The organism is Roseburia sp. AF22-2LB, from assembly GCF_003461125.1.
GTDB lineage: Bacteria > Bacillota > Clostridia > Lachnospirales > Lachnospiraceae > Roseburia_C > Roseburia_C amylophila.
In genome coordinates, this window is sequence record NZ_QTWM01000007.1 from 108660 (window position 1) to 135177 (window position 26518).

23 protein-coding genes are annotated in these 26518 nt (G+C 40.6%); 3 read left to right on the top strand and 20 right to left on the bottom strand.

Features of this window, described 5'->3' with window-relative positions:
* Positions 1 to 57 precede the first annotated feature (57 nt).
* Both DWX96_RS10835 and DWX96_RS10840 read left to right on the top strand, forming a co-directional pair.
* Positions 58 to 537, top strand: coding sequence for a hypothetical protein (locus DWX96_RS10835; RefSeq protein ID WP_118057445.1), 480 nt, complete (start codon positions 58 to 60; stop codon positions 535 to 537).
* Between the two features lie 46 nt (positions 538 to 583).
* Positions 584 to 1162: a xanthine phosphoribosyltransferase gene (locus tag DWX96_RS10840; protein WP_117698389.1), complete on the top strand. Its 579-nt coding sequence runs from the start codon at positions 584 to 586 to the stop codon at positions 1160 to 1162.
* A 68-nt stretch (positions 1163 to 1230) separates the two neighbouring features.
* Here DWX96_RS10840 and DWX96_RS10845 read toward each other — a convergent pair whose 3' ends face one another.
* The 19 genes from DWX96_RS10845 to DWX96_RS10935 all read right to left on the bottom strand — a co-directional run bounded on the left by DWX96_RS10845 (position 1231) and on the right by DWX96_RS10935 (position 23916).
* A complete protein-coding gene (locus DWX96_RS10845) occupies positions 1231 to 2379 on the bottom strand; it encodes a chitobiase/beta-hexosaminidase C-terminal domain-containing protein (RefSeq protein WP_118057444.1) in 1149 nt (382 codons plus the stop codon).
* A gap of 9 nt (positions 2380 to 2388) precedes the next feature.
* Positions 2389 to 3231 (bottom strand): bifunctional methylenetetrahydrofolate dehydrogenase/methenyltetrahydrofolate cyclohydrolase FolD, encoded by an 843-nt coding sequence (gene folD, locus DWX96_RS10850; RefSeq protein WP_118057443.1) that lies wholly within the window; start codon positions 3229 to 3231, stop codon positions 2389 to 2391.
* Positions 3232 to 3239: 8 nt separating this feature from the next.
* Positions 3240 to 4910, bottom strand: coding sequence for a formate--tetrahydrofolate ligase (locus tag DWX96_RS10855; RefSeq protein WP_118057442.1), 1671 nt, complete (start codon positions 4908 to 4910; stop codon positions 3240 to 3242).
* A 40-nt stretch (positions 4911 to 4950) separates the two neighbouring features.
* Positions 4951 to 7542, bottom strand: a complete 2592-nt coding sequence (locus DWX96_RS10860; protein ID WP_118057441.1) for a DNA translocase FtsK — start codon at positions 7540 to 7542, stop codon at positions 4951 to 4953.
* Between the two features lie 13 nt (positions 7543 to 7555).
* Entirely contained in the window at positions 7556 to 8428 is an 873-nt protein-coding gene (locus tag DWX96_RS10865; protein ID WP_199535176.1) for an undecaprenyl-diphosphate phosphatase, read from the bottom strand.
* Positions 8429 to 8517: 89 nt separating this feature from the next.
* A complete protein-coding gene (locus tag DWX96_RS10870; RefSeq protein WP_118057440.1) occupies positions 8518 to 9345 on the bottom strand; it encodes a ClpP family protease in 828 nt (275 codons plus the stop codon).
* Between the two features lie 106 nt (positions 9346 to 9451).
* Positions 9452 to 10909 carry a glycogen synthase GlgA gene (glgA, locus tag DWX96_RS10875; RefSeq protein WP_022243780.1) on the bottom strand — a complete coding sequence of 486 codons (1458 nt, stop codon included), beginning with the start codon at positions 10907 to 10909 and terminating at the stop codon, positions 9452 to 9454.
* Positions 10910 to 10927: 18 nt separating this feature from the next.
* A complete protein-coding gene (locus DWX96_RS10880) occupies positions 10928 to 12211 on the bottom strand; it encodes an O-acetylhomoserine aminocarboxypropyltransferase/cysteine synthase family protein (RefSeq protein WP_022243779.1) in 1284 nt (427 codons plus the stop codon).
* Between the two features lie 90 nt (positions 12212 to 12301).
* Positions 12302 to 13030 (bottom strand): YebC/PmpR family DNA-binding transcriptional regulator, encoded by a 729-nt coding sequence (locus DWX96_RS10885; RefSeq protein ID WP_022243778.1) that lies wholly within the window; start codon positions 13028 to 13030, stop codon positions 12302 to 12304.
* A 33-nt stretch (positions 13031 to 13063) separates the two neighbouring features.
* Positions 13064 to 13972, bottom strand: a complete 909-nt coding sequence (locus DWX96_RS10890; protein ID WP_022243777.1) for a hemolysin family protein — start codon at positions 13970 to 13972, stop codon at positions 13064 to 13066.
* Positions 13973 to 14038: 66 nt separating this feature from the next.
* Positions 14039 to 14386 (bottom strand): type II toxin-antitoxin system PemK/MazF family toxin, encoded by a 348-nt coding sequence (locus tag DWX96_RS10895; RefSeq protein WP_022243776.1) that lies wholly within the window; start codon positions 14384 to 14386, stop codon positions 14039 to 14041.
* 64 nt (positions 14387 to 14450) lie between these two features.
* Complete coding sequence (gene alr, locus DWX96_RS10900) at positions 14451 to 15620, bottom strand: alanine racemase (protein WP_118057439.1); 1170 nt, start codon at positions 15618 to 15620, stop codon at positions 14451 to 14453.
* A gap of 21 nt (positions 15621 to 15641) precedes the next feature.
* Positions 15642 to 17129, bottom strand: coding sequence for an NAD(P)H-hydrate dehydratase (locus DWX96_RS10905; RefSeq protein WP_118057438.1), 1488 nt, complete (start codon positions 17127 to 17129; stop codon positions 15642 to 15644).
* 3 nt (positions 17130 to 17132) lie between these two features.
* Positions 17133 to 17786: a hypothetical protein gene (locus DWX96_RS10910; RefSeq protein ID WP_117946931.1), complete on the bottom strand. Its 654-nt coding sequence runs from the start codon at positions 17784 to 17786 to the stop codon at positions 17133 to 17135.
* Positions 17787 to 17797: 11 nt separating this feature from the next.
* The gene (locus DWX96_RS10915) at positions 17798 to 18448 is read right to left on the bottom strand and encodes a redox-sensing transcriptional repressor Rex (protein WP_022243772.1); all 651 of its coding nucleotides are present in this window, start codon (positions 18446 to 18448) and stop codon (positions 17798 to 17800) included.
* A gap of 77 nt (positions 18449 to 18525) precedes the next feature.
* On the bottom strand, positions 18526 to 20514 hold the full coding sequence (locus tag DWX96_RS10920) for an ABC-F family ATP-binding cassette domain-containing protein (RefSeq protein WP_118057437.1): 1989 nt from the start codon (positions 20512 to 20514) through the stop codon (positions 18526 to 18528).
* 115 nt (positions 20515 to 20629) lie between these two features.
* Positions 20630 to 21838, bottom strand: coding sequence for an NADP-dependent isocitrate dehydrogenase (locus tag DWX96_RS10925; protein WP_117841030.1), 1209 nt, complete (start codon positions 21836 to 21838; stop codon positions 20630 to 20632).
* A gap of 18 nt (positions 21839 to 21856) precedes the next feature.
* Positions 21857 to 22516: a GntR family transcriptional regulator gene (locus DWX96_RS10930; protein WP_117698399.1), complete on the bottom strand. Its 660-nt coding sequence runs from the start codon at positions 22514 to 22516 to the stop codon at positions 21857 to 21859.
* A 17-nt stretch (positions 22517 to 22533) separates the two neighbouring features.
* On the bottom strand, positions 22534 to 23916 hold the full coding sequence (locus tag DWX96_RS10935) for an isopropylmalate/homocitrate/citramalate synthase (protein ID WP_022243768.1): 1383 nt from the start codon (positions 23914 to 23916) through the stop codon (positions 22534 to 22536).
* Between the two features lie 186 nt (positions 23917 to 24102).
* On the opposite strand from DWX96_RS10935, the gene DWX96_RS10940 reads away from it, so the two are divergent.
* Positions 24103 to 24306, top strand: a complete 204-nt coding sequence (locus tag DWX96_RS10940) for an alpha/beta-type small acid-soluble spore protein (RefSeq protein ID WP_022243767.1) — start codon at positions 24103 to 24105, stop codon at positions 24304 to 24306.
* A 130-nt stretch (positions 24307 to 24436) separates the two neighbouring features.
* On the opposite strand, the gene DWX96_RS10945 is transcribed toward DWX96_RS10940, so the two are convergent.
* Positions 24437 to 26503 carry a methyl-accepting chemotaxis protein gene (locus tag DWX96_RS10945; RefSeq protein ID WP_118057436.1) on the bottom strand — a complete coding sequence of 689 codons (2067 nt, stop codon included), beginning with the start codon at positions 26501 to 26503 and terminating at the stop codon, positions 24437 to 24439.
* Positions 26504 to 26518 lie beyond the last annotated feature (15 nt).

Below are 26518 nucleotides of genomic sequence, written 5' to 3' on the forward strand. Positions count from 1 at the left end.
TCGTCGGATAAAATCACTTATAATAGTATTATTATAACGAAAGGTCAGGTACATAACATGGTATACAAGGAGAAAGATGCCCAGCTGGAAGATAATCGTTCTACCGCTTATACATTCCTTGGAGTTGGAATTGCCGGTCTGATTTTTGTCATTCTTTTTGCTCTGGACATCATCAAATTACCAATGGCTGATTATATGCGTGTTATTATGATTGTTGTAATGTCTGTTCTGTTTGTTATTTTTCTTGGAATCGGAATTACACATTTCCGTAAAATCAACCAGATGTCTGCGGATGCAGATATGGAAAGCAGACGCACCAGCGAAATTATGGAATGGTTCTCTTCAAACTATACTGCGGAAGAAATCGACCATGTCAGTGGTGCTGACAGCGAGCCTTCCATGGAGCAGCGTTACTTTATCCGTTCCGACAAAATTGCCGCACTTCTTCATGCTAAATTTGCCGGTCTGCCGGAGGATTATGAAGAACATATCTTAGAAAAGATTTATGCCGCTTACTATTCAGACACCAATGAATAAACAGCAGATTTCTGCTTAAATATAATACAATCAAAGGAGTAACAAAATGAAATTATTAGAAGACAAAATTCTTGCAGAAGGAATCGCAGAAAGTGAAAACATTTTAAAGGTTGACAGCTTTATTAATCATCAGGTGGATCCTGAATTAATGAAGAAAATGGGCAAAGATATTGCAGAACATTATAAAGGAAAAGGTATCACACGTATTGCTACCATCGAAAGCTCCGGTATTGCTCCGGCTCTTATGGCTGCAGAAGCATTAGGCGTTCCACTTGTTATTTTAAAGAAACAGCCTTCTAAAATTTTAAATCATGATTTATATCAGACTGTTGTAACTTCTTATACCAAAGGAACCAGCTATGAATTAACCATTTCCGCAAAATACATCAGCGAAAATGACCACATTCTTATCGTGGATGATTTCCTTGCCAACGGCGAAGCTGCTACCGGTGCTATCCGCCTAATCCGTAAAGCACATGCCACCATCGCAGGTGTCAGTGTCTTAATCGAAAAAGCATTCCAGCCTGGTCGTGAAAAATTGGAGGAACAGGGCATCGATGTTTATTCTTTAGCAAGAGTATCCAGACTTGACAAGGGTGTCATTGAATTTGTAAAAGAAGACTAATTTTTAAAATCCCCGGAACGAAGGCAGATAAGAAACATTCTTATCTGCCTTTGTTCATCTGCCATAGCTTATTCCGGCAGATAAATGTAATTATATCTTATCACTGGGCTTGCCAGTCCATGGTCATCTACCACAAGAATAGACAACACATTATTGCCCTGTGGCATTTCAAGTGGTTCACTGTATACATCAGAATCCTGTGTTGGTGTTGAGCCATCCCAGGTATAGTAAGCAGTGGAACCAGCGGGAACCTGTATACTGATGCTCTGCGCATCATAATATGTTCCGGCCGCAGGTGTTACATTAGCAGAATCCGGAGCTTCAAAAGTAATTTCATAATCTGCTTCTGCAATCTCACTATAAAAGCCTCTTGCGTCCTTTGCTACTGCTTTGATGGTATATTCTTTCTCATCCTCTAAAGAAATCGGTTCTGTATATTCCATTCCCTTTTCAATCGGAGAATCACCATTTAACGTATAATAAATGGTACAGTCTGAGTCTGCCATCAGTTCAATTTCAATCGTATCATTGTATTCCCCGGCTTCTTCCGAAAACTCCGGAGCCTTTACTTCATAATTATCAAACAGCGCTTTTATTTTATCAGAGTCTGATTGTTCATATAAATCCTGTAGTTTATCATATTCCTTTTGCTTATCATATAAGGCAATCAGCATCTGATACGCTTCTTCATTGTTCTTATCAAGGGTAAGTATCTGTAACAAATACGCTTCTTCTGATGTTTCATCTTTTCGGAGACGGTACAAATCAGCCATCCGGAGTAATACATCCACATTATCCGGCTGCAATTTCTCAGCCTGTTCAAAATAGGTCAATGCCTTGGTATAATTCTTCTCTTCCGTGTAACTGATTCCCTTCTGATACTGATAATCAAAAGATTTCTTATGGCTGTTCTGCACCAGAAGAACAATGATAACACCAATGATTGCAATAGCAATCAGAACTGATACTGTAATCAGAAGTCTTTTCTGTTTCTTTTTCTGTTCTGCCTCTTTCTTTTTCTTCTGGCTGTTTTTCAATGATTTTTTCTTCTTTCCGTTGGAAGAGGCATTCTTATTCGTTTTATCGTCTTCTTCTAATAATTCTTTTAAAATATCCTCTTCCACATTATAATCCGGAACAATCTGTGCTTCTTTTCCACATACAGAACAGTACACACAGCCTAATTTTATTTCTGCTCCACAATTTGCACACTTCATAGCCTTCTCCTATTCATGTCTCATAGCTTCCACACAATTGTTCATTAACATTGCAATGGTCATTGGTCCGACTCCACCCGGAACCGGTGTAATCGCACTACAAAGCTGCTCTACTTCATCAAATTTTACATCACCGGAAAGTTTATTGTTCTCATCGCGATGAATTCCAACATCAATGACAACTGCCCCATCTTTTACATAGGATGCATCAATAAATTCTTTTTTTCCAATTGCAACAATCAGAATATCTGCCTCTTTACAGATTTCCTTTAAATCACGGGTTTTTGAATGCGTTACCGTAACAGTTGCATTCTCACGCAGCATTAAGATTGCCATCGGTTTTCCTACAATATTGCTTCTTCCAACGATAACACAGTGTTTTCCCTCAATATCAATGTCAGAACGTTTCAGAAGCTGGATGATTCCGGCAGGTGTGCAGGAAATATATCCTTTCTGTCCAATCATCAATGCGCCGACATTTTCCGGATGGAAACCATCTACATCCTTCTTCGGAGAAATGGCACGGATTACCGCATCCTCATCAATGCCCTCTGGCAATGGAAGCTGTACCAAAATGCCTTTTACATGTTCTTCTTTATTCAATTTATCGATTAAAGCCAGTAATTCATCCTGGGAAGTCTCTTCCGGAAGCTCATAAGAAAGAGAATCTATCCCAATATATTCGCAGGCACGCTTTTTGTTTCTGACATATACACTGGATGCAGGGTCATTTCCCACCTGGATTACAGCAAGTGCTCCTGTGATTCCCTGTTCCTTTAACTGTGCTACTTCTTCTTTTAATTCATCCTTTATTTCAGCAGAAATTCTTTTTCCATCAATTAATAATGCCATGATACCTCCTAAAATAATCCTGTAATTACGCCGTCATTAGTTACATCAATATTATTTGCAGCCGGTACTTTCGGAAGTCCAGGCATGGTCATAATAGAGCCGGTAATAGCTACTACAAAGCCTGCTCCGGCAGATACATATACTTCACGGACATTTACGGTAAAGCCAGTCGGTCTGCCAAGCTTTGATGCATCATCAGAAAGAGAATACTGGGTCTTTGCCATACATACAGGGAAATTGCCCATTCCCATTTCTTCAATATGTTTTAATTCTTTTAATGCAGCCTTACTGTAAGTTACATCATCTGCTCCATAAATCTCAGTTGCAATCGTCTTAATCTTATCCATAAGAGACATCTCATCCTCATACAGAGGTTTGAAATGTGCCTCTTTATGCTCTAAAGTATCCAGTACTTTCTTTGCAAGTTCGATTCCGCCTTCGCCACCTTTTTCCCATACTTCAGATAATGCGAATTCACAGTTTCTTTCCTTACAGAAGTTCTCTACAAATGCAATTTCTTCTTTGGTATCGGTTACAAAGGAGTTTAAGGTAACTACTACCGGTACACCAAATTTTTGAAGGTTCTCGATATGTTTCTCTAAGTTTACAATTCCCTTCTTTAAGCTTTCCAAATCTTCTTTTGCAAGGTCTGCCTTTGGAACCCCACCGTTATATTTTAATGCACGGATGGTTGCTACCAGTACCACTGCGTCCGGTTTAAGTCCAGCCTTACGGCACTTGATATCAAAGAATTTCTCAGCACCAAGGTCAGCACCAAAACCGGCCTCTGTAATTGCAATATCACCTAATTTTAAAGCTGTCTTTGTAGCGCGGACACTGTTGCATCCATGAGCAATATTTGCAAATGGTCCACCATGAACAATGGCCGGATTGTGCTCTAATGTCTGAATCAGATTTGGTTTGATGGCATCTTTTAGGAGTGCTGCCATAGAACCGGTTGCATGTAAATCATCTGCCGTAATCGGATTTCCGTCAAAGGAATAGGCAACTATGATTCTGCCCAGACGGCGTTTCAAATCTTCCATATTGTCCGCCAGACATAAAACAGCCATAATTTCAGATGCCACTGTAATGATGAAATGGTCTTCACGTACCATACCATCCATCTTGCTTCCAAGACCGATTACAATATTTCTAAGTGCACGGTCATTCATATCCATACAACGTTTCCATACTACCTGACGTGGGTCAATTCCAAGCTGGTTGCCCTGCTGGATATGATTATCCAATAATGCGGCCAACAGGTTATTTGCGGATGTGATTGCATGGAAATCTCCGGTAAAATGCAGATTTAAATCTTCCATCGGAACTACCTGCGCATATCCACCACCTGCAGCTCCACCTTTGATTCCAAAGCACGGTCCTAAAGACGGCTCACGAAGTGCAAGTACCGCTTTTTTACCAAGTAAAGCCATCGCCTCACCAAGTCCGATACTTGTTGTGGTCTTTCCTTCGCCGGCAGGTGTCGGGTTAATAGCTGTTACAAGAACCAGTTTGCCATCTTCCCTGTCTTTTACAGACTCCCATAATTCATCGGAAATCTTTGCTTTGTATTTTCCGTAAAATTCCAGCTCATCCTCGTTTATTCCGAGCTTCTCAGCCACTTCCTTAATATGTACCAGTTCTGCTTCCTGTGCAATTTCAATATCTGACTTCATCTTCATTTCCTCCTCATGGATTGTATTCTATAAATCTTTCTTAATTACCCTCTTCAATAAATGCTTCCAGCTGTTCCGGAGACATTAACACCTGTCGCGGCTTGGTCCCTTCATCCGGTCCTACTACACCAGCTTCTTCCAGCTGATCCATAATTCTTGCCGCCCGGTTAAAACCAACTTTAAAATAACGCTGAATCATTCCGATGGAACCTTTATCTTTATCAATCAAAAGCTTTGCAGCATCCAAGAAATAAGCATCTCTGTCATTTCCATCACCAGATGCCGCATCAGCACCAGTGCTTGCGGATACAGAAATATTGTTCATCCGCTCTTCAATATCACTACTGTAGCCTTCTCCCTCATTGTGTTCCTTTAAGAATTCAACCACATCTGATACCTCTTTATCGGATACAAACGCACCCTGTACACGAAGCGGTTTCTGTAAGCCCTGCGGATAATAAAGCATATCGCCTTTTCCTAAAAGCTTTTCCGCACCGTTCATATCAAGAATGGTTCTTGAATCCACACCGGACGTTACAGAAAATGCGATTCGGGATGGCATATTTGCTTTAATCAGTCCGGTAATGACATTTACGGAAGGACGCTGTGTTGCAATGACAAGATGGATTCCTGCGGCTCTTGCAAGCTGCGCCAACCGGCAGATAGCATCTTCCACATCCCCCGGTGCAACCATCATCAAATCCGCCAGCTCGTCCACAATAATTACAATCTGCGGCATCTTCTTTGGCTTATCCGGGTCATCAATATCTTTGATTCCTTCTATTTTCTGGTTATAGCCCTTCAGATCACGGACACCGTATTCTGCAAATTTCTGATAACGGTCTGTCATTTCAGCTACCGCCCAGTGCAATGCACCTGCCGCCTTCTTCGGATCTGTAACAACCGGAATAAACAGATGTGGGATTCCATTGTATACACTTAACTCAACCACCTTCGGGTCAATCATGATAAGCTTTACATCCTCCGGATCTGCCCGGTACAAAATACTCATAATAATTGTATTGATACAGACAGATTTACCGGAACCGGTAGCTCCTGCAATCAATAGATGCGGCATCTTTGCAATGTCCGCAATCATGACTTTTCCGGCAATATCTTTTCCGGCTGCAAAAGCAATCGGTGATTTATTGGCATGAAATTCCTCTGACTCTACCAAATCACGGAACATAACCGGAATACTTTCTTTATTCGGCACCTCGATACCAATGGCTGCTTTACCCGGAATCGGTGCTTCAATCCGGATATCCGCCGCCGCAAGATTCATCTTGATATCATCGGACAAATTTACGATTTTGCTGACCTTTACACCCATTTCCGGCTGGAATTCATATCTCGTTACTGCTGGTCCGCAGTTGATAGCCGTAATTGTAATATTAATTCCAAAATTCTTTAGAGTCTCTTTTAATTTTGCTGCTGTCTGATTCAGATAATCCCTGGTATCACCAGAAGCACCTGTATTTCCTTTTTGCAGCAAATCTACCGGCGGGAATACATATCTGCCACCGGAACTTTCCTGTTTTACGATGGATTCTTCTACTGCCGCCACTTCATCTTCAATTTCCATCTTATCCTGCTTTTTATTTTTCCTTGGCTTTTCTTCGTCCATTGCAGGTTGCACCGGTTCTTTTTGCATATAGCTTTCTGTCTTTTCTGCAACAGGTTCCGGCTCAAATGCAGGCTCAATTACCGGTTTTACCTCTGTTCTATGTATGGTTGCCACCGGCTCATTCAGTGTGTGAATTACCGGCTGTTCCACTCCCTGACTGCCGTTGGCTGCCGTAAGTGCAACTTTATTTTCTTCCTGTACCACAGGCATATCTTCGATATCACTTAAAGTAATTTCATTAATATCATCTGATTTAACTTTCTTTTTATCCGGGGATGGTAATTTGGTATCCAATGCTACACCGCTTACCTTCTTTTCCATCCGTCGTCTTGCCTGCTCTTTTTCTCTTTCTTTCTCCCGCTCCTCCCGGCGTTCCTTTGCTGCATCCATTCGGCGGATTGCATCATCCTTGGCAGAATCGTAAATGACTTTTCCGCCTTTTTGCATGCCCTTCATAATAGAACGTTCCGTAATCAGCACAAGGGAAATTATCAAAACGATAATATCAATGACATAAGTACCCGGCACACCAAAATTCGGACACAGAAGCTGTTCTAATAATCCACCGATTATACCGCCACCAGCCTTATTTTCAAATCCATAGCGGAAAGCGGATATTGCTCCTGCTTCCTTGCTGCTGTCTGTTACCATCTGCACAAACAGGCATAAAAAGGATACAAATAATACCGCCGCTACAATTTTGACTGCTGCTACTTTATTTTCCCGGTTAGACACTGCGAACACCACGGCTAAAAAGAAACAGATTGGGAATACATATGCCATTAATCCAAATATTCCAAAGAAAAAGGAACTGACTCCGCTTCCGATTTTTCCACCGATTCCAAAATTAGCAAGCAGCAAAACAATACAGACTGCCAGTGCAATCCAAAGAATCACTTCATTCCGGAAGGATTCCTGCTGTTCCCGCTGTTTTCTTGCTTTTGATGCTGTTGTTCCCGTTGTTTTTTTCTTCTGAGTTGTCTTTTTTCTAGTTCCAGTTGCCATTTCAATCTCCCATTTACATATAGAAATATCCTCCAATTGATACCAGTCCCATTATGAGACAGTAGATGGAAAATATCGTGAATTTCTTTTTACGCACTACTACCAGCATGGTCTTAATGCAGATATAACCGACTATCGCTGCCACCAGCGTTCCAACTATGTAATTCAAAATATCTGCAGACTGTAATGCTGCAAATTCAACATCCTTAATCTCTACTACCAATGCTCCAAGTATTGCCGGAATAGACAGGATAAAAGAATATTTTACCGCAAATTTGCGGGTCATTCCGGTAGAAAGACATGCTGTGATTGTGGTTCCTGACCGCGATAAGCCCGGCATGGTTGCGATTCCCTGACTGATACCGATTAAAAATGCATTGGTATAAGTTACCTGCTTTGGTGTCTTGCCGCCATCCGGAATCCGGTCTGCAATAAATAAAAGTACTGCCGTAATAATAAGGCAGATTCCAGGAACCAGTAAAATCTGCTCTGCCGCAGACACCAGATCTTTCGCTGCAATTCCAATAATTCCGGTTGGAATCGTGGAAACAATGACAAGCATCACAAATTTCCGGTAACTATTATGCACGATTTTACGGTATGGTAAATCTTCTTTTGTTATCACACGTTTAAAAAAGGTTGCCACATTTACAAAAGAATCACCAATAATGGCAAAGCCTTCTTTAATCATGCGGAATATATCCTTATAATATACAATAAATACGGCAATCAGTGTTCCGATGTGAAGCAGAATATCAAAAAACATTCCGCCGGTTTCTATTTGAAAAAACTGTTTAAATATTGCCAGATGACCGGAACTGCTTACCGGCAGAAATTCGGTTAATCCCTGTATCAGACCTAATAAAACAGACTGTAATAATGACATAGCTGCCTCCTTGGTATCTCTCACTACAGTTACTTGTATAAAATTATCAACACTGTGCATTAGTATACCATATTTTGATGCGTTTGTCATTACAGGCATTCGTTTTTCTGTTCTCGTATAATCTCATGCAATTTATGAAGTGCCTGGTCGATTCCCCCCACTTCGTCAATCAGTCCTTCTTTTACTGCATCCGCTCCTACAAGAATGGTTCCCAGATCCTTTGCCAGCATAGTGGTATTCATCATGAGCTGCTCTAATCTTTTTTCATCCGCTCTGCTGTGAGATGCTATAAAATGAATAATCCGATTCTGCATCTGCTGGAAATAATCATAAGTTGGCGGTGCTCCGATTACTGTCCCGCTCATACGCACCGGATGGATGACCATGGTTCCCGATGGCACAATAAAAGAATAGTCCGTTGAAACCGCCAGCGGCACACCAATGGAATGACTTCCGCCTAAGACAAGGGACACTGTCGGTTTACTTAAGGAAGATAGCATTTCTGCAATGGCAAGTCCGGATTCCACATCACCGCCTACTGTATTCAAAAGCACAAGAACACCATCCACCTGGTCAGAATCTTCTATTTCTGCAAGCTTCGGCAGTACATGCTCATATTTCGTTGTCTTGGTATTGGAAGAAAGACATTCATGACCTTCAATCTCACCAATCACCGATAATAAATGAATCTTCTGATGCCATCGGCTGTCAGATAAGGAAATCTGCCCGGATTCCCTGATCAGTTCCTGATCGTCTAACTGTTCCTTTTTCGATTCATCTTTTTTCCGTTCTTTGTTTTCTGTTTTTTCTAGTTTTGATTCTGTATTTTGTAATTCTGCATTTTTGTTTTCTGCATTTTTCAATTCCACATTTGGGACTTTTTTCTTTGGCAGCACTTTGTTTTCTTTCTGCTCCATATCAGATGCTCCCTTCTTTCTGTCTGGATTATTTCTCGCTACTCGCGAAAAAAATAAGGCAGGCAGTTTTACACTGTCTGTCTTATTATCTACATGATATTCTTTTTTATACCGGCCAGCCCTTTAAATAATTGTAAAGGTTCTCATAACGGCATTTGGAGCTCTTCCAGGAGAAGTCTTTTGCCATGCCACGGTCAATAATCTGGTTCCACTGTTTCTTCTTATCAAAGAAAATGTGTTTGGAATAATTAATGACAGAAAGCATTTCCTCCCCATTGTAATTACTGAATGAGAATCCGTCTCCGGTATTCTCATATTCATTATATGGAACAACAGTATCTTTTAATCCACCAGTCTCGCGGACGATTGGCACTGTTCCGTAGCGGAATGAAATAAGCTGTGTCAGTCCACATGGCTCAAACCGGGATGGCATTAAGAAGGCATCGGCAGATGCATATAACTTATGTGCCAGGTCATCGGAGTAACAGATATTTGCAGATACACGATCCGGATATTTCCATGCATAATAACGGAACATGTTCTCATACTGGCCTTCACCGGTTCCAATTACTACAAGCTGTGTAAAGTCATCTACAATACGGTCGATAACGAAGTTAATCAAATCTAAACCCTTCTGGTCTGTCAGACGCGAAATAAGACCAATCATATATTTCTTCTTATCTACGGTCAGTCCTAAGTCTTCCTGCAATTTCAGCTTGTTATTGACTTTCTTCTTGCGGAATGACTCAGCATCATAGTTACAGTAAATCTTATTATCTGTTGCCGGGTTGTAAACCTGATAATCGATACCGTTTACAATTCCCTGCATATCATAATGACGGGCGGAAAGCAGACCATTTAAACCTTCCCCATAATTTTCTGTCTGAATCTCATTGGCATAAGAATCACTGACTGTGGTAATGTAGTCTGCATAAACCAGACCACCCTTTAACATATTAGCATCTTTCTTATATTCCAGCTTATCCGGTGTAAAAAGTGATGCCGGAAGTCCGGTTAACCCCTGCATGGTCTTAATATCCCATACACCCTGGAATTTCAAGTTATGAATAGTCATAACAGATTTCATACCCCAGAAGAACATATCTCCCTGAAACTCGTTTTTCAGATATACCGGAATGAGACCTGTTTCCCAGTCATGACAATGGATAATATCCGGCTGGAAGCCGATAACAGGAAGCATAGATAATACTGCCTTATCAAAGAAACAGAATTTTTCGATATCCTGTCTGATATTTCCATAAGGTGAAAAACAATCAAAATACTCTTTATTATCGATAAAGTAATATGTAATTCCATCTAATTCATATTTTAATACGCCCACATATTTGCTTGGGATATAAGAACCTGTTCCCATGTAAAAATGTGTTACATATTCAAACTGGCTCCGGAAATGTTCCGGTATACAACTATAGTTTGGAATTACCACACGAATATCCCAATACTGAGGGTCAAATTCCTTTGGCAGTGCACCACACACGTCCGCAAGCCCTCCGGTTTTAATAAATGGTACACATTCTGATGCTGCAAATAGAATTTTCTTCATTTTGCTACCCCTTTCTGCTTAAACATTCTCCAATGCCTGTTCCAGGTCTGCTATGATGTCTTTTACATTTTCCGTTCCAACGGAAAGCCGGATTAAATCCGGTGCTACACCTGCTTCAATTAACTGCTCATCTGTCATCTGACGATGTGTATGGCTGGCAGGATGCAGGACACAGGTTCTGGAATCTGCTACATGTGTTACAATTGCAGCTAATTTCAGATGATCCATAAAGGATACGGATACTTCCCTACCACCCTTTAAGCCAAATGCAATAACACCACAGGTGCCATTTGGCATATATTTTTCTGCCAGTGCATGATATTTGTTATCCCTTAAGCCCGGATAATCTACCCATGCCACTTTATCATTTGCATTTAAATATTCTGCTACCTTCTGGGCATTTTCACAATGTCTTGGCACTCTTAAATGTAAAGTTTCCAGCCCGACATTCAGTAAGAAAGAATTCATTGGGGATGGAATGGAACCAAGGTCACGCATAAGCTGTGCTGTTGCTTTTTCGATATAAGCCAGCTTACCAAATTTCTGAGTGTATACAATTCCATGATAAGATTCATCCGGCTGTGTCAGTCCCGGATATTTATCCTTATATTTCTCCCAATCAAAATTACCACTGTCAACGATACATCCACCCACTGCCATGGCATGTCCGTCCATATACTTGGTAGTAGAATGAGTTACGATATCTGCTCCCCATTCAAAAGGTCTGCAGTTAATCGGTGTTGCAAATGTATTATCTACGATAAGTGGTACCCCATGTGCATGGGCAACATGTGCAAACTTCTCAATATCAAGTACTACAAGGGATGGATTAGATAAGGTCTCCGCAATCACCGCCTTGGTATTTGGTAAAAATGCCGCTGAAAGCTCTTCTTCCGATGCATCCGGATCCACAAAGGTACAGGAAATCCCCTGTTTCTTAAGTGTGGTTCCCAGCAGATTAAAGGTTCCACCATATAAGGAGCTGGATGCCACAATATGGTCTCCTGCTTCACAGATATTAAATACTGCAAAATAGTTGGCTGCCTGTCCGGATGAGGTCAGCATTGCTGCTATACCGCCCTCTAAATCTGCAATCTTTGCAGCTACTGCATCATTGGTCGGATTCTGAAGTCTCGTATAAAAATATCCGGCTTCCTCTAAATCAAATAACCGTCCCATCTGGTCACTGGTATCATACTTAAATGTAGTGCTCTGGTAAATCGGTAATACTCTCGGTTCCCCCTTGGTTGGTTTCCAGCCAGACTGAATACATTTTGTCTCAATCTGATAATTCTCTTCCATCTTTCCTTCTCCTTTATACCATATGTAATATATTATTAGAAAATACCTGCATCTATCTATCATTGTCTCTGATAAATGCAGGTATCAGTTTTATTCCTCCCAGTTGTGATATACTTCCTGTACATCATCATCTTCATCCAGAAGATCTAGGATTCTCTGGATATTGGTAATATCTTTCTCGTCTGTTAAAGAAACATAAGTCTGAGGAATCATGGTAACCTCAGCACTTGCCATTGGAATATTTTCTGCTTCCAAAGCTTCACGTACTGCACTGAAATCATCCGGTGCTGTAATTACTTCAAAGCTGTCTTCCTCTTCTGAGAAATCCTCTGCTCCGGCATCCAATGCCATCATCATCAAATCGTCTGCATCCATATCGCAGTCTTCCTTGGCAATGATAATCTGACCCTTCTGGTCAAAAAGGTAAGATACACAGCCCTGTGTTCCGATATTTCCCTGACCCTTTGTAAATGCATTCCTTACATTTGCAGCGGTACGGTTCTTGTTATCGGTTAATGCGTCTACAATAATTGCAGTTCCGCTTGGACCGTATCCTTCATAAGTAACCTGTACATAATTTACGGAATCACCGTCTCCGGCTGCTTTTTTAATACCACGCTCGATGGTATCGTTTGGCATATTATTCGCCTTTGCTTTTGCAATTACGTCTCTTAATTTACTGTTGTTAGCAGGGTCTGCTCCACCCTCTTTTACCGCAATTGCAATTTCACGTCCTATAATTGTAAATATTTTTCCTTTTGCCGCATCATTTTTCTCTTTCTTATGTTTGATATTGGCAAACTTGGAATGTCCTGACATAATAAATCCTCTTTTCTATCCGTATTTCGTGTATTATTCTACCATTTTTTCATCCTGCTGACAAGTCGCAGTGTCAGACTCGGCAGATTCTGACCTTTCCGGAACAACATGTACATATTTTATCATCTTATCTTCCACGGAAAGTACTTCGAAAATATAGCCTTTGTATTTTACTTCAAAGACTTCGTGCTCCGATGGAATTTTATCAATAAGCGAAATCAGAAGGCCATTTAAGGTGTCATAATCCTCATCTTCAAAATCAAGATTCAGTGCTTCCCCTACTTCCTCTAACGGTGTCATTCCATTCATTACAAATGTTCCGTCCGGTTTCTTCTCTATATAGGTATCTTCCTCGTCATGTTCATCTAAAATATTTCCGACGATTTCCTCTAAGATATCCTCCATGGTGACCAGTCCGGCTGTCTGACCATATTCATCCACAACAATTACCATATGCTCTTTTGCCGACTGCATCTCCTGAAACAATGCATTGATGTTGCGTGTCTCCGGTATGAAATCCACCGGACGGATTAACCCGTCAATTTCCTTAATCGGCTTCTTTAAAAGCTCCGGTTGTCTGCTGTAGGATAAGGTCTCTTTGATATGTAATACTCCGATAATATTGTCTATGGTATCAGAGTATACCGGCATTCTCGAATAATGGCTGTCTATCACCAGAGTGATTACATCTTCAAAAATGTCATTTCCATCCAGTGCAGAAATATTTTTACGGTGTGTCATAATATCACCGGCTTCTTTATCACCAAATTCAAAGATATTATGTATCATCTCCGCTTCATTTTCCCGAAGGACTCCCTGCTCATGGCCTTCATTTACCATGGAAATAATTTCTTCCTCTGTTACATCCTCGGAATCTTTGAATGGAAGTTTATGAAAAATTTTTTTAAAAAATCCTGTATTCGGACTCCCTCCGTCATCCATTTTTGAATACTCTCCTTTTTATACATATTTCTGAAAAATATAACATTTTAGGCAAAAATAGTCAAGTTATGTATATAATTCCAGACTAATCTTCAGTGCTTTGTCGATTTTCGACAGAATTTTTCCATCCAGATGACACACCTTATCTTTTAATCGTGTCTTGTCAATGGTACGAAGCTGTTCCAATAAAATAACCGAATCTTTTACAATGTCATATTCATGACAGGACAGTTCCACATGGGTCGGCAGCTTCGCTTTATTCATCTGTGATGTGATTGCGGCACAGATAACCGTAGGACTGTGCCGGTTTCCTACATCATTCTGTATAATCAGAACCGGTCTGATTCCGCCCTGTTCCGAGCCTACTACCGGTCTTAAATCCGCATAATAGATATCTCCTCGTCTGATAATCATAATATACACTCCATAGAATAGGTTTTACTGAAAGTATTACCAATTTTATCGAGTGTATACTGTTCTAATCCTGAAAATAATCTTTCTGTTCTACTTCTTTGTTGTTTTCGAAATAGATTCTTGGAATACGTTTGCCAAGACAGCAGACAAATTCATAATTGAATCTGCCGGATAAATCCCCGATTTCTTCCGCTGTAATGATTTCATCGCCGTCTCTGCCAAGAAGTGTTACCTCTGTTCCAACGACAACATCCGGCACATCAGTAACATCCACCATAAACTGATCCATGCAGACTCTGCCAAGAATCGGTACTCTTTTTCCCTGAATCAGTACAGAACCTTTGTTAGATAAAGTTCTCGGATAACCGTCTCCATAACCGACCGGAATCGTTGCCACCTTCGTCTCTCTGGTTGTGGTATAGGTTCCACCATAGCTGATTTCCCTTCCAGCCGGCAGTGTCTTTACGTAAGAAACATGACTCTTTAATTCCATTAACGGGTGCATTGGCAGTCTGTCTTTTTGCACTTCATCCGATGGCCAGAGTCCGTATAATGTAATTCCCGCTCTTACAATGTCCATATTTGCTTCCGGCAAATCAATAATTCCTGCACTGTTTGAACAGTGTGCATGATGGAAAATAACGCCTTCTTCTTTGCACATTGCAATCATTTTCTGAAACAGTTCAAGCTGCTTATGGGCACCCGTTTTGTCTTTTTCATCTGCCCTTGCAAAGTGGGTAAAAATCCCCTCCATTATTATATGTGGCAGCTTACTGATTTGCGCTACCTCTCTTGCATTTTCTTTTTCCACCTGATAACCAATCCGGCTCATTCCAGTATCCACTGCAATATGAATTGCCACATCCTGATTTTTCTTTGTTGCAGCTTCAGATAGTGCAACTGCCATATCATACGTAAATACGGCAGGCTCTAATTTCTGTTCTACAATAATATCATATTCATCCGGGAATGCAAAACCAAGAATCAGAATCGGTTTCTTAATTCCATGATTTCTTAAAATTACGCCTTCTTCCACTGTGGCCACACAGAAGCCATGGAGATACGGAAGCGGCTCTAATACACGGGCAAGTTCCGTTGCACCATGTCCGTATCCATCTGTTTTAATTACCGCAAACATGCTGGTATCTTTCTTTAAAAGCCGGTGCATTGCCTCCATATTCTCAATGGCCGCATCCAGATTCACGCTGGCATATACCCTGCTATATCTTTTCATTTCATTCACCTCAAATTATTATTATGACAACACATCGGATAATCCGTTTATAATTTCGCCTGCAGTCAGTCCATGCTTTGAAACTGTTTTGCTCCGTTCATCTGCTGCCGCCGCATGTACATATACCCCAAGCGGTGCCGCCTGCTCTGCAGATAGGCCCTGCGCCATCAGACTTCCAATAATTCCGCTCAGTACATCACCACTTCCCGCAGTAGCCATTCCGCTGTTACCGTTCCGGTTAATAAATGTTTTCCCATAAGGAATTGCCGTTACCGTTCTGCTGTCTTTCAAAACACAGATTACATTATATTCCCTTGCGAAATCTTCCGCAACCTGCTCAATATTTTCTTTGATATAGGAAACGGCAAGCTGTTTTAACCGGGACATTTCACCCAGATGTGGCGTTAATACCAGTTCTGTATGCGGGCGAAGAAGCTGTTCGGTCTGCTCTGCTATGATATTTAATGCATCGGCATCTACTACCATTGGTACTGCCGCATTCTTAAGTACCGTCTTTACAATACTGTGTGCCACATCACTTTTGCCAATTCCAGGTCCTAAAATAATAACATCTGCCCAGGACAGACATTCTATCAGTTGCTGTGTATCAGCCTTTTTTGCAGAATAGGTAGTAAGAATTGCCTCCGGCACTGCTGTCTGTAAGATAATACGGTTTTCTTCCGGTGTATATATTCTCACCAGACCACAGCCACTGCGATAAGCTGCCTTTGCTGCAAGAACCGCCGCACCTGCCATATTCACGCTTCCGGCAACCAGAAGGACTTTTCCAAAGGTTCCCTTGTTCGAATCAGCAGCACGATTATTTAAAAAATTTAAATCTTCCTTTGTGATTGCATAAGCTGCAGGTCTTTTATCTAACCAGCTTTCTTCTCCAATTCCGATATCCTTAACCGTAATATTTCCGCAGTATTCTGCACCAGGAAATAACACCATTCCGGTCTTGCAGTAAGCAAAGGTTACGGTATCATCTGCTTTGAATGCACCACCTAATACAGCTCCATTATCTGCCGAGACACCGGATGGTATATCCACCGCCAGCCGGTGGGCACTGCTCTGGTTTAGCCGTTCCATCAAGTGCACCAGTTCATCATCTAATTTTCGTGATAATCCTATACCAAATAACGCATCAATAATCAGGCTGTAGGAATTTGCATCCTCCATTTCATCAATAAATGGTACACCATATGATGTCAAGATTTCATACTGTTCTTTTGCCTGCTTTGAAAAATGTGTTTTATTTCCATAGAGATATACTTCAACCGGAATGTGGGATAAGTATAACAACCTTGCAATTGCCATACCATCGCCGCCGTTATTTCCGGTTCCACACACTACCAGCACGCGGTTACATGAAATTTCTTTTTCCTGTATTACTTCTATCGCAGAAAGCGCTGCCCGCTCCATCAGAACCATGGATGGCACTTTAAAATGTTCGATTGTATTGGTATCACATGTTTTCATTTCCCGGGAATTTACAAGATATTCCATAAATTAATTCCTTTCGTCCGCATTTTCCACCGCTTTTTTTCCCTGCAGACGGTCTTCATCTTCCTGCCGCAGATCAAATATATTTAAAATATCCACACCAAAAATATCATGCATATAAGAATAAATCTGCCGGTTGTTGATTTCACGGTTCTGTTTTTTGATGATATTTTTCTTAAGTTCTACCCTTACCTTATCAATCCAGGCCGTAATTTCATCTGCTTCTTTGCTGTTCTGTCTTAGTCTCTCATAGCAGTAACGCATGCTTTCTAACATAAGTTCCTGATTTGCACTGTTTATATTTCGTGGAAGTTCAATTAATTCATCCTCAATTTCTTCCATTTTGACATTGACTTCATCAATCAGTCTCTTGTCTTCATCTAATTTTCTGGAAGAAATATCCCCCTCATTTTCCTCATGAGTTCCTTCCATGTTGACAACAATGCTTTTCATCAACCGATTCTTTGTCTTTTTCAGTTCTTTCAAATCATTATTAAGCTTTCCCTGCTGTTCTAACAACTGATTTAACTTTTCTTCCAGCTGCTTGATTTCACTGGTTTTTCCGCTTAAAGCAAAAAGCCTGTGCCATTTCTGATCCAATACAAGTATTGGTACTTTTCTGCTTTCTAATGCTTCCAGAAATTCCTTGTCATCTTTCATGCAAAACACCTCTATTCCAGCGTTTCCTTTTTCCTTTTGTTCTTTGTCATGTTATAGGATAACTGCATCAGGCTGTCTGATAAATGTACATTTTCCACTACAACATTTTCATCCAACACTTCCAGATCCACATGGGCAAAATTCCAGATTGCATGTACACCAAGGCTTACCAGCTGGTTTGCCACAGCATCTGCCTTTTCTTTCGGCATAGTCAGTGTAGCAATATCTACCTTATGTGTCTTTACAAATTCTTCCAGTTTATCAATCATTTCGATTTTATTGCCACGAATGGATTTTCCGCATAACTCCGGATTCACGTCAAACAATCCTACTATGACGAAGCCGAGTTTTTCAAACTTCACATAATTGGCAAGTGCCTGTCCTAAGTTACCAGCTCCAATAATAATAATATTATGCTGTTCATTTAATCCCATAATCTTTCCGATTTCTTCATACAGAAATTGTACATTGTAACCATATCCCTGCTGTCCAAAACCACCAAAATTATTTAAATCTTGTCTGATCTGCGATGCGGTCACTTTCATTCTTGCACTCAGTTCATTCGATGAAATACGTTCTACCCCTTCATCTAAAAGTTCCCCCAGATATCGGTAATATCTTGGCATTCTACGAATTACTGCCTGTGATATTTCTTTGCTCATTCTGCCAGTTCCTCCTGCTCTCAATACCCTACAATAATTATAGTTTCTTGCCGAAAGGATGTCAATGTGTTACAACTTTAACAATCTTTCTGTAAACTTAATTCTTCCCATTTTGCATAGAGTTCTTCCAGCGCTGCCTCTTCCTGCATCTGCTCCTCATGGATTTTGTTTAATTCATAGGAATTTGATGCTACCCCCGGCTTTGACAGTTCATCATTTAATGCTTCTATCTTTGCCTCTCTCTTAGCAATTTCATCTTCTGTACGCTTTAATTCGTTTTCCAGCTTACGTTTTGCTGCCTGCTGTTTCTTCATTTCTTCCCAGCTTAACTTCTGTTTTCCTCCGCCGGATATCTGCTCTGTTCCATTATTTTCTCCAGTTCCATCGGAAACAATGACATTTCCTTTTGCTGCTGAATTTTCTGCACGTTCCTGTGTAGCTGTGCCAAATGCCGCCAACTCCTGAACTTCCTTTTTCTCCAGATAATAATCATAATTTCCAATATAATTTAAAATTGTTTCATTCTTTAAATCAAGAATTCTGCTGGCAGTTTTATTAATAAAATAACGGTCATGGGATACATAAAGCACCGTTCCGGTATAGGAATTGATGGCTGACTCTAAAATTTCCTTCGACATAATATCAAGGTGGTTGGTCGGCTCGTCTAAAATTAAGAAGTTAGCATTGGATAACATCAGTTTTGCCAGTGAAACACGGCCTCTTTCTCCACCACTGATATCACGAATCCGCTTAAACACATCATCATCCGTAAATAAAAATGCTGCTAACACATTTCGAATCTTCGTTGCCTTCAGATTCGGATAAGCATCTGCAATTTCATCAAATAACGTCTTATCCGGGTCTAAGTTCTGATGCTCCTGATCGTAATATCCGATTTCCACATTGCTTCCAAGCTTTATCTCCCCGGCATCTGCGTCTACAATTCCATTGATTATCTTTAAAATGGTGGTTTTCCCGGTACCGTTATTTCCGATTAAAGCAACTTTTTCCCCTCGCTTAATCTGAAAATCAATGTTTGAAAACAGTTTATGCTCGTAAGATTTTGAAAGACCTTTCACCGAAAGTACATCATTTCCACTGGTAATTTCCGGCTCCAATGTAATATGCATATCTGTTTTTTCATCGATTGGCTTCTCAATACGTTCTATTTTATCCAATGCCTTCTCACGGCTTTCCGCACGCTTAATGGACTTTTCCCGGTTAAAGGATTTTAACTTGGATATTACTTCTTCCTGGTGCTTGATTTCCCGCTGCTGGTTATAATACTGTCGCAAAAGACTTTCCCGCTGTATTTCCTTCTGCCTCGCATATGCGGTATAATTTCCCGGAAATACCGTTGCCGTATGGCGGGATATTTCCACTACCTTCGTAACAATCCGGTCTAAGAAATAACGGTCATGGGCTACGATAATTACGGCTCCTTTATAATTCAAAAGATAGTTTTCCAGCCATGCAATCGATGCCATATCAAGGTGGTTGGTCGGCTCGTCGAGCATGATAATGTCAGGCTTGGTTACCAGAAGTCTGCCTAATGCCACTCTGGTCTTCTGTCCTCCGGATAACTCTGACATTTTCTTTCCGAAATCATTTTCCGAAAAACCAAGTCCCTTTAACACACCGTTTATCTCACTGCGAAAAGTCAGTCCGCCCTCTAATTCAAAGGCATGGCTGAAACGGTTATACTGCTCCATATATTTCTCTAATTCATCTGCGCTTACATGCTGCATGTCTTCTTCCATTTTACGAAGCTTTTCTTCTTTTTCGATTAATGCATCGCAGGCATGAAGCACTTCATTATAAATGGTCTCGTTGCTGTCTTTATCCTGATACTGGGCAAGATAACCGATGGTTTTTCCTTTTGCAACGGTTACCTCGCCACTGTCCGGTGCCAGCTCTCCCACTATAATTTTCAATAACGTAGATTTGCCGGCACCATTGATGCCGACAATTGCTGTTTTCTCATTATCTTCTACATGAAAAGAAACATTCTGTATTATGGTGTCTGTCCCAAAGGATTTACTGATATTCTGACAGGCTAAAATCATGGAAGTCTCCTCACTTTTTCTCTTCGCCCCATAAGTAAAGCATTCTTTACAAGGGGCTTTTTATAGCTGAAAATTCCGGGACGGCACACTATTCTGCCCTCCCGGAGTATAAAATTTATAACATTTTCTCTAATGTAGCACGGATTGCCTTGATAAAGTCTTCACTGTTTAATACAGTCGGATTTTCAATTGTAGTAATCAGTGCAAGGTCTTTGGTCATCTTTCCGGATTCAATCGTATCTACACAGGCTTTTTCCAGTTTGTCGGCAAATGTGCTTAACTCCTGGTTGCCATCTAATTCACCTCTCTTACGAAGTGCTCCGGTCCATGCAAAAATAGTTGCTACGGAGTTGGTGGATGTTTCTTCTCCCTTGAGGTGTTTATAATAGTGACGCTGAACTGTTCCGTGTGCAGCTTCATATTCATAATATCCTGCCGGTGATACCAGTACGGAAGTCATCATGGCAAGGGAACCAAATGCAGATGATACCATATCACTCATAACATCTCCATCATAGTTCTTACATGCCCAGATAAAGCCGCCCTCTGCTTTCATCACACGGGCTACCGCATCATCGATTAAGGTATAGAAGTAGGTAATTCCTGCTTCTTCGAATTTTTCTTTATATTCCGCATCAAAGATTTCCTGGAAAATATCTTTGAAAGTATGGTCATATTTTTTGGAAATGGTATCCTTGGTTGCAAACCATAAATCCTGTCTGGTAGAAAGTGCATAGCTAAAGCAGCTTCTTGCAAAGCTTTCGATAGAATCATTTAAGTTATGCTGTCCCTGGACAACACCTGCTCCGGTAAAGTTATGAATCAGCTCTCTTGTTTCCGTTCCGTCCTCTGCTGTATAAACCAGTTCACATTTTCCCGGTCCCGGAATCTTCATTTCAGAAGCCTTGTATACATCACCGTAAGCATGTCTTGCAATGGTAATCGGTTTCTTCCAGTTCTTAACACATGGCTCAATTCCCTTTACAACGATTGGTGCACGGAATACCGTTCCATCTAACATTGCACGGATAGTTCCATTCGGACTCTTCCACATTTCCTTTAAGTTGTACTCCGTCATACGTGCTGCATTTGGTGTAATGGTAGCACATTTTACTGCAACACCGTATTTCTTTGTTGCATTTGCAGAATCTACAGTTACCTGGTCATCCGTTTCATTACGATGTTCAAGACCCAGGTCATAATATTCTGTGTTCAAATCAATAAATGGTAATAACAGTTCATCCTTAATCATTTTCCAAAGGATTCTTGTCATTTCGTCTCCGTCCATTTCAACCAAAGGGGTAGTCATTTTAATTTTGTCCATCTTTCTATCCTCCATTTACTATTTCAGCAGATTGTCCCAGCCATAATTATCCATATTTTCAATAGTATTTAACATATGACTTGTCGCAAGCAGTTCTGCTTCTTTTGCATTGTGCTGCTTCAATGCTTCTACAATCTTTTTATGTTCATCATTTGATTTTACCACACGATCCGGCATTGACAAAGTGATTTTTCGAACTCTTTCCACATAATGATGAAATGCAGACAATTCATGCTTTAACATTTTGCTTCCGGAAGCTTCATAAAGCACCTCATGAAACTTATTATCCAGCTCCAATATCTGTGCATAATTTTCCTTCTTAGCATGAAATTCCACCAGAAAAATGTTTTCTTCCAGTTCCGCTATCTGCTCCTTGGTAATTCTGTCTGCCGCCCACTTTGTGCAAAGTCCCTCCAGCCGTGCACGGATTTCATAGATATCTTTTACGTCTTCTTTCGTAATTCCCTCTACGAATGCTCCGCGGTTTGGAATGATTCTGACGAGTCCTTCCAGTTCAAGCTGCCTTAAGGCTTCTCTTACCGGAGTACGGCTGACACCCAGTTCATCACCCAGGGTTTTTTCTTTTAATTCTTCATCGCACTTGTATTTTCCGGATAAGATATTTTCACGAATCGTATGAAATACTCTTCCGCTTAAAGAATATCCTTCTTCGCCCACGATAAAGCCTCCTTAATTTATAATACAATTCCGAGTTTTTTACAACAGTCAGTTATCTGTACTACAAGTTCGTTATCTGTAATTACAGTTACACGTCCCTCATCATACTGCTCGTCTACCCACTGTTTGATGGTCTTTACCAGTTCCGAATTCTTATCTACTTTACGGTCATCACTGAGACGGTAATAGGTATTAATCCAGTGTGCAATTCCAGCAAGTCCTGATGTATTGGAAACAGATACCAGTGCCGGACGATTTAAGAATTTTTCGGTATCAAAAATGTTATAAATTTCTTCATTTTTCAAAAGTCCGTCTGCATGGATACCTGCTCTTGTAACGTTAAAATTACTTCCGACAAATGGTGTACGGCTTGGAACCTTATAATTCAATTCCTTCTCATAATATTCTGCCAGTTCTGTGATAACTCTGGTATCCATTCCATCCAGGGTACCCTTTAACTGCGCATATTCAAATACCATTGCTTCCAGAGGTGTGTTACCGGTTCTCTCACCAATACCAAATAAGGAACAGTTTACGCCGGATGCACCGTAAAGCCATGCTGTGGTCGAGTTATTGACTGCTTTATAGAAATCGTTGTGTCCATGCCATTCAATCAATTCAGAAGGAACTCCTGCATGTGTGGTAAGTCCGTAAATGATACCCGGTACACTTCGCGGAATTACTGCTCCCGGGAAGTTTACACCATATCCCATGGTATCGCAGGCACGAATCTTAATCGGAATATTGTATTCTTTCATTAACTTCATCAGCTCTAAGCAGAACGGAATTACAAATCCGTAAATATCAGAACGTGTAATATCCTCCAAATGACATCTTGGACTGATTCCAGTCTCTAAGCATTCACGAATCACACTTAAGTAAAGATTCATAACTTCGCTTCTGGTCATTTTCATTTTATAGAAAATATGATAATCGGAGCAGCTTACCAAAATACCGGTTTCACGCAGTCCCAAATCTTTTACCAGCTGGAAATCCTGTTTGCTGGCACGAATCCAGCTGGTGACTTCCGGGAATTTATAACCACGCTCTAAGCATTTATATACGGCATCACGATCCTTCTTGCTATATAGGAAGAACTCGCTCTGACGAATTTTACCCTTTGGTCCGCCTAATTTATGTAAGTAATCATAGATGGTTACAATCTGTTCTGTGGTATATGGTGCTCTTGACTGCTGACCATCACGGAATGTTGTATCAGTAATCCAGATATCCTCCGGCATATTATGCGGAACGATTCTGTCATTAAATGCAATTTTCGGAATTTCCTCATATGGAAAAAGATTGCGGAATACATTTGGTTCCTCAACATCTACAAGCTGATAAAAATGCTCTTCCAACTGTAATAGATTAGTTTTTTCATTCATAACGACTTCTCTCATGGAACACACTCCTTTTGATTCACAAATATTCTTGAATAATTGTATACAATTATACTTGTATGTGTCAAGAGCTTTTTCAAGATTATTCCAAAAAAGTGAATATTTATTAGTATTATCCTTTTTTATCGGTAGATAATAGTATTGTAACCATTCGGTTATATACAAATGCTAAGGAGGAAATTTACTATGTCTAATCGTTCGAAAAAATCTTCTGTTCCAGAAGCACAAAGTGCATTAAACCGTTTCAAATTCGAAGTTGCAAGTGAGTTAGGTGTACCACTGTCTGAGGGATATAATGGGGATTTAACTTCCCGTCAGAATGGTTCCGTAGGCGGTTATATGGTAAAGAAAATGATTGAGGCGCAGGAAAAGCAGATGGCTGAACGTTAACACATCTTTTTCATTGCCCACTTAGATGTCAGAAGAGGCTGTCCACCGGAATCGGTGAACAGCCCCTTTCTCAGGTTCCCCCTTTTCTTTCTATATCATTTTTCTATCATGACACATGCAGTAACACTTATTACAATACGAATTTTCCGACAACCTCTTTTAATTCTCCGGCAATCTTTTCCTGCTGGGAAGACATTTCAGACACCTCTCCAACAACTGCAGATACTGAATTTACAGACTGCATAATCTGTCCACTATTATCCACTGTATTCTGGGAAGATTCCGCCACACTGGACACTGCCTGGCTGACCTCGTGAATGATTGTCTCAATATTTGTTGCCATCCGGGCAATATCATTGGAAAATTTTTCAATTGCCTGGGCATCATCTCCATACTGCTGTGCTACATTGACGAAAGTATCGTAGTCCGGTGCGACCGTATCTGTCACGAAGTTTAACATAGACTGTGACTGTTCCACAATTCCGCTAAAGGCATGTTCTACTTCGCCAATTGTTTCTTTAATCTTATTAACTGCAGCTGTAGTCTCACCTGCCAGATTGCCAATTTCTCCGGCAACAACTGCAAATCCCTTTCCCTGTTCTCCTGCCCGGGCGGCCTCAATGGAAGCATTTAAGGACAGTAAGTTAATCTGATCTGCGATTTCGGAAATCACTTCTGCCAATGCGCCAATGGATTTTACAACATCTGCATTCTTAATACTCTTCTCCAGACCAGCTCTGTTCTGCGCTGCAAGCTTATTGGCAAGTTCATAAGCACTGCGGCTGGTATCTTCAATTCCATTTGCACGCTTCTTAATTTCTCCTGCCAGTTCCAGACTCTTTTCTGTCTCAGAAGCCAGCATATTAACAGAGGAATTCACTTCCTCTACTGCAGCATTTACTTCTTCCGTCGCTGCGCTAGAGGAAGTCATATCGGAATTAACCTGATTCATCAGTGACTCTATCATCTCATAATCCTTCTTTAATTCCTCTACCGAACGCTTCAGTTCAATGCTGGAATCACTCAGAAGTTTTGCATGACCACTGATTTTTGAAATCATGTCCTTATTATTTCCATACATTTCATTTAAAGACTGTCCCATTGCTCCCAGTTCATCACTGCGTCTGCTCTCAAGCGACTGTACTTTAAAGTTACCCTCTGCCAGCTGTACAGCAAAGTTCTTAACTCTATTAATCTGTCTGGAAACTGATTTTACCTGTGATAAAATCACAAGTATCATAATAATAAGAATCACTGCCGCAATGATTGCCAACTTAATCCCAAGGCTGATAACCGGTGCATTCAGTTCTGAATTTTCAATCGCAATTCCAAGTTTCCAGTCCAGATCCGGAATTGTCTCATAATATACCGTATATCCGGTAATCCCTTCTGTAAAGCAGGCTTTTCCACTATCAGAATCTAACATTTTTGTTCCTACTTTAGCAAGAGAACTATTTTTAGAATCCGTTATTTTCTCATTCATGATTTTACCGGAATCCTGTGTATAAAGATAGGTTCCATCCGATGAAATCAGAAATGCTTTTCCTGTTTTTCCTACTGACATCTGGCTGACCAGATTCTGAATCTCATCCAGCGTAATATCAACAGTTACGCATCCCATATAAGTTCCATCTGCACTATACATCGGTGCAGAACAGTTTACCATATCACAGTCTAGAACCTCATCATGATATGCCTTTGTAAACTTCGATTCTGTTTCGCCATTCGAAACAATCTTGTAGAAATCCCTGCTTACATAATCATAAGAGGACTGGCTCCTGTCATAAGTCAGAATCGGCGTATCTCCATCCTTGTATACATAAGGTCCTACAAAACGTTGTTTGGAGTCATACTTATTCGGTGCAAAATAAATTCCGGCACCATAAATAAAATCCTCCTCATAAATCATGGTATTTAAGAAATTAACATATGCCAGCAGTTCCTCATTTTCATAAGTAATCCCAACAATTCCAGCCATATGTTTTGCAAGGCTTGCCGCAGACTGCATCTGTGACTCTACCTCTGTCTTCTCGTTTTCCAGACTCAGCGTCATTTCCTTCCCAATCTCATCGTCAATAATCTGCTTACTGGAAAATACACTGACTGCCCCTAATACAGCCATACCAAGAATCAGTACCGGGAGCATTGCACTTAACATTTTCGTGCTAATTTTCTTCCCTTTTTTCTTCTTAGCCATAAAAATATATCCCCC